The organism is Centipeda sp. (in: firmicutes), assembly GCF_057271695.1.
Window position 1 is genome coordinate 1 of sequence record NZ_DBHIVL010000109.1, and the last position, 5,358, is coordinate 5,358.

The following is a 5,358-nucleotide window of genomic DNA, read 5'->3' on the forward strand; positions in this document are numbered from 1 at the left end:
GAAGTCCGTCAGATTGGCGTAGATTTTTTCGTCCGAACAAGGAGGCAAACCGGATGGCTGTGCGCAAGGGGCTTGAGAGCCAGTACCCGACAATGGGTGTCGAGACGCTCGTCAAGGGCTTTACGGCAATGATTGAGGCATTGGACTGACAATACAGCAGTCATCGAAAGGAGAGAGCATCATGCGAACGGAACACGATTTTCTCGGTGAACTGGAAGTCCCCGATGATGTCTACTACGGCGTGCAGACGATGCGTGCCATCGAGAATTTCAACATCACGGGACAGAAGCTCGACCCCGATTTTATCAAAGCACTTGCCACGGTGAAGAAGGCGGCAGCTCTCGCGAACATGGATACCGGCCGTCTCCCGCACGAGATCGGCGACGTACTCGTGCAGGCGGCAGACGAGATCATCGCGGGCGGGCACATTGAGCAGTTCCCTGTCGACCCAATTCAGGGCGGCGCGGGTACGTCCATCAACATGAACATGAACGAGGTGCTCTGCAACCGTGCGCTCGAACTGCGCGGTGAGGCAAAGGGACGCTATGACATCATCTCGCCGAACAATCACGCGAATATGGCGCAGTCGACGAACGACGCATTCCCGACGGGCATCAAGGTCTGCCTCTCGGCAAAGAGCACGGTGTTCCTCGCCTCGCTCGACCGCCTCGCCACGGAGCTTGAGAAAAAAGCGACAGCGTTCCGTGCCATCCTCAAGATGGGGCGCACCCATTTGCAGGACGCTGTCCCCATCACACTGGGGCAGGAGATGGGCTCATACGCGTCCGCCGTGCGCCGCTCGATGCGCCGCATCCGCTACGTTCAGCGGCACATCCACACGATCAACATGGGCGGCACTGCCGTCGGTACGGGACTGAACGCTGAGCCCGCCTATATCAAGGCGGTCGCACGGCGGCTCTCGGAGATCACGGGCGAGCAGTACCGCACGTCACAGAACATCATCGATGCAACGAACAACACGGACGCATTCGCCGATTTCTCCTCCGCGCTCAAGAATGCGGCACTCGTCCTCATCAAGCTCGCAAACGACATTCGCCTCATGGCATCGGGACCGCGCTGCGGCTTGAACGAGCTGCATCTGCCGATGCGGCAGCCGGGCTCGTCGATCATGCCGGGCAAGGTCAACCCCGTCATTGCAGAGGTGCTCGATCAGGCGTGCTATCAGGTCATCGCGGGCGACCTCGCCGTGACGCTCGCCGTGGAGAACGGACAGTTCGAGCTGAACGTCATGGAGCCGGTCATGGCATTCAATATGTTCAACTCGCTGAACTACCTTACGCGTGCGGTCGACACCTTCATCGACAAGCTCCTCGTCGACCTGAAGCCGAACATCGATCAGTGCCAGAAATGGCTCGACAACAGCGTCGGCATCGTAACGGCACTCCTGCCCCACATCGGCTATGAGAAGTCCGCCGAACTTGCACGCGAGGCATATACGACGGGCAAGCCCATCCGCGAGATCATCCTTGAGCAGAGCATCCTCTCGAAAAAAGAACTGAATCACATCCTCTCACCGCGCCAAATGACGCGTCCGGGAATTGCATAGCAGCCAACAAAAGGAAGTATCGCCGTTGATACTTCCTTTTTGTATGAAGGAATTTATTCTTTTTTGTCGAAAACTCGTATAGTTTCCGATTGTTTCAAAGGAGGTCCTTTCATTGGCAATTACAGGTGGAATCATCGTCATTCTTGCCTTTGTCGCCATCATCAAGAAGTATGAGACGCGCATGGTGCTGCTCGCTGCGGGCTTTCTCATGTGCTTCATCGGCGGCGTCACGGGCAATGCGGTCGCGACGTTCAGCAAGACGATGGTGCACGGTTCACTCGTGCCCGTGATCTGTACGGTCATGGGCTTTTCGTTCGTCATGAAGATCACAACCTGCGACCGCCATCTCGTCGAGTCCATCTCGGGCGTGATTACGCGGAGCAAATTCGTTCTCATTCCGCTCGCAACGCTGCTGACGTGGTGGATCAACATCGCCATTCCGAGTGCGGCGGGCTGCTCGGCGGCGGTCGGCAGCATCCTGATCCCGACGCTCATGGCGGCTGGTGTCCATCCCGCGATGGCGGGTGCGGCGGTGCTTGCGGGTACATGGGGCAGCGCGATCAGCCCAGGACAGGCGCACAACATCTTTGTCGCCGATCTCGCGCAGACCGACCTCATGACGGTCATCATGGCGCAGGTGCCAGCCGCGATTGTCGCCTCCATTGTCGCTGTCATCACGCTCACCATCATCGCCACCATGCGCAAGGAGGGTCCCGACGAGGCACGCCGCCTTGCCTATCACGCACAACTCGAAAAGGAGGAGGGCGGCAAGGACTTCAAGGTCAATCCGCTCTACGCACTCATCCCCCTCGTCCCGCTCGTCCTGCTCATCCTCGGCAGCAAGCAGCTCGCCGTCCTGCCGCTCACCGATGTCCCGACAGCAATGATCGTCGGCACGGTGCTCGCCCTCATCGTCACGCGGCAGAATCCACAGGAAATCACGAAGAAATTCTTCGATGGCATGGGCGAGGCGTACGGCGGTGTCATCGGTCTCATCGTCTCCGCCGCCGTCTTTACCGCTGGTATGACAGCGATGGGTCTGACCGACGCCCTCATCGAAGCGATGAAGGGCTCGGAGTCCATCGCAAAGATTGCGGGCGCGTTCGGTCCATTCATCATCGCCGTCATCTCCGGCTCTGGCGATGCCGCCGCGCTCGCCTTTAACGGTGCGATCACACCACAGGCAGCATCGTTCGGTATGAGCATCATTGACCTCGGCTCGCTCGCACAAATGGCGGGCTCGATTGGACGCTCCATGTCGCCGGTCGCAGGTGCGGCACTCGTCTGCGCGGGGCTTGCCAAGGTCAGCCCGATGGAGCTGTCGAAGCGCAACGCGCTCCCGATGCTGCTCGCCACGATTACCTTTATGATTGTCCTCTTCCTCGGAAAGTAGGTTGGCACGATGATTGACAAAAAACGCGTATTGAACGAGTTCTTCGAGCTGGTTTCCATCCGCTGCTCCACACTCGATGAGCGTGAGATCGCCGATCTGCTGACAGCGCGTCTGCGTGACCTCGGTGCTGCGGAGATTCACGAGGACGGCGCGGGCAAGGCACTTGGGGGGAACACGGGCAATATCATCGCCAATTTCAAGGGGACGGTCGCAGATGCACCGACGGTCATGCTGACGGCGCACATGGACTGCGTTGAGCCGTGCGCGAACATCACGCCAATCCTCAAGGACGGCGTGATTCGCTCCGACAGCACGACCATTCTCGGCGCGGACGACAAGGCGGGGGTGGTCGCCATCCTCGAAACACTGCGCTGTCTGAAGGAGCATGACATCCCGCACGGCAATCTCCAGATTGTCTTCACCGTTGCCGAGGAGGGCGGCGTCAACGGCTCACGCTGTCTCGACGCATCGCTCCTCACCGCCGATTTTGGTTACACACTCGACACACACGGACACGCAGGCACGGCAGCGTTCAAAGCCCCCGGCAAGAATCAGCTTGCCGTGCGCATCGTGGGCAAGGCGGCACACGCGGGCATCGACCCCGACGCAGGGCGCAATGCCATCACCGCAGCGGGCAAAGTGCTCACTGCCGTTCCGCAGGGACGCATCGACGAGGAGACCACCTGCAACGTCGGCAAGATTGAGGGCGGCACGGCGACCAACGTCGTCGCCGAGTTCTGCACGTTGAACTTTGAGACGCGCAGCCGCGACAAGGCGAAGCTGGACGCACTCACACAGCGCATGGTGGACAGTGTAAACGCAGCCCTCGACGGGACAGGCTGCAGGGCGGAGATCGACATCAAGAAGGACTACGATCCCTACGAACTGCCCCCCGACGCGCTCCCCATTCAGTATCTGCGCCGCGCCGCAGAAAAGCTCGGCTTCCCCGTTGTGCTTGAGGAGGAGGGCGGCGGCTCGGACGCGAATCACTTCAACGCCTACGGCGTGCCGACCACCGTCCTCGGTGTCGGCATGACGGACTGCCACACGAAGGAGGAGAGCATCCGTGAGCGCGACCTCTATGACGCGGCAGAGCTCACGCTCACCATTGTGCGCGAAATTGCAGCGAAAGACTGACCCCTTCGCCCTGTGCAGACAATGTGCAGGGCGATTTTATGTGTTGTTGCTAACCTCTGTTCCTCATGTTATAATCACCTCATCGAATGAGCGAAAAGCAGGTGATATTTTGCCGACAAACGAAAGCTACCGCAGCGGCGGCACAGCAGAGATGGGCGTTCCTGCGCGGCGTGCAGAGAATATGCCCGGCAATGTGCGGCGCATGGACGAGGTCGCGGCGAGCGTGCGGCAGGATGCCATCACGCCGGAGTATTTCATCACCCATTTTTACGAATATCTCCCGCGCTACATCGCGGGTGGTGCTCCCACAGCGGACACACGCGACACCTACGAGCTGGCGATTCGCCTCTTCCTCCACTGGTGCATGGAGCAAGGACTGCATCCGCTGAACGACGTACACGACTATCAGATCCGCGTCTACATGGAGGAGATGCGCACGCGCGGCTACAGTGCGGCGACACTCATGATCAAGGGCGCGGCGATTCGCGCCTTTTACAAGGTCGCAGAGCGCCTCTCCTTCATCGCCGAGAACCCCTGCGCCGATCTGCAGCTGCGCAATCCGCAGCACCTCGACGAGGACTACAAATACCTCACCGTCGACCAGATCAAGGAGATCTGCGAGGGACTTGCTGCGGACAAGAATGCCCTGCGCCGCCTCCGCAACCTCCTCATTGTCTACCTCATGGGCGTCGAGGGGCTGCGCGTCGTCGAGGTCATGCGCCTCTCGGACGAGGACATCGACTGGCAGCGAGGACGCATCGAGATACGGGGCAAGGGACACGCGGGCATCATCTACCCATGCGAGGAGACCTTTCAGCTCCTCAAGGCATACATCGAAACGCGGGGAGCTATCCCACCCGAGAAACGTCTCACGCCGACCATCATCTCCTGCTCGCCGAACAATCGGAACGGGCGCATCACACGCGTCGGCATCCGCTACGTCATCAACAAGGCACTGACGGATGCGGGGCTGAAACAGCCCGGATATGCCTGCCACCTCTTCCGCCACAGCTGCGGCACGAACCTCTATCAGGAGACAAAGGATCTGCGCGTCGTACAGGAGACCCTGCGCCAGCGCAGCCCAAAAGTCACCGCAAAATACGCCCATGTCCACGACCGCATGGAGAAACGGTACACCGGCGGCATCTCGCCCGGGATGAATATGGAGGATATGCAGCAGATGACGAAAGCGACAGAAGAAACATAAAGGAAGCACTGATAAATTCAGCACCGCCATCTTGACGCATCTTTTTTGCCCGCA

At 59.6% G+C, this 5,358-nt stretch carries 4 protein-coding genes; all 4 read left to right on the forward strand.

What is annotated here, in order from left to right; all coding sequences use genetic code 11:
• Window positions 1-181: 181 nt before the first annotated feature.
• Entirely contained in the window at window positions 182-1,567 is a 1,386-nt protein-coding gene (locus ACO6BQ_RS11810; protein ID WP_489121175.1) for an aspartate ammonia-lyase, read from the forward strand.
• A gap of 112 nt (window positions 1,568-1,679) precedes the next feature.
• Window positions 1,680-2,960 (forward strand): C4-dicarboxylate transporter DcuC, encoded by a 1,281-nt coding sequence (gene dcuC, locus ACO6BQ_RS11815; RefSeq protein WP_489121178.1) that lies wholly within the window; start codon window positions 1,680-1,682, stop codon window positions 2,958-2,960.
• A gap of 9 nt (window positions 2,961-2,969) precedes the next feature.
• Window positions 2,970-4,097, forward strand: coding sequence for a M20/M25/M40 family metallo-hydrolase (locus ACO6BQ_RS11820; protein WP_489121179.1), 1,128 nt, complete (start codon window positions 2,970-2,972; stop codon window positions 4,095-4,097).
• A gap of 151 nt (window positions 4,098-4,248) precedes the next feature.
• Complete coding sequence (locus ACO6BQ_RS11825) at window positions 4,249-5,304, forward strand: tyrosine-type recombinase/integrase (protein ID WP_489121181.1); 1,056 nt, start codon at window positions 4,249-4,251, stop codon at window positions 5,302-5,304.
• Window positions 5,305-5,358 lie beyond the last annotated feature (54 nt).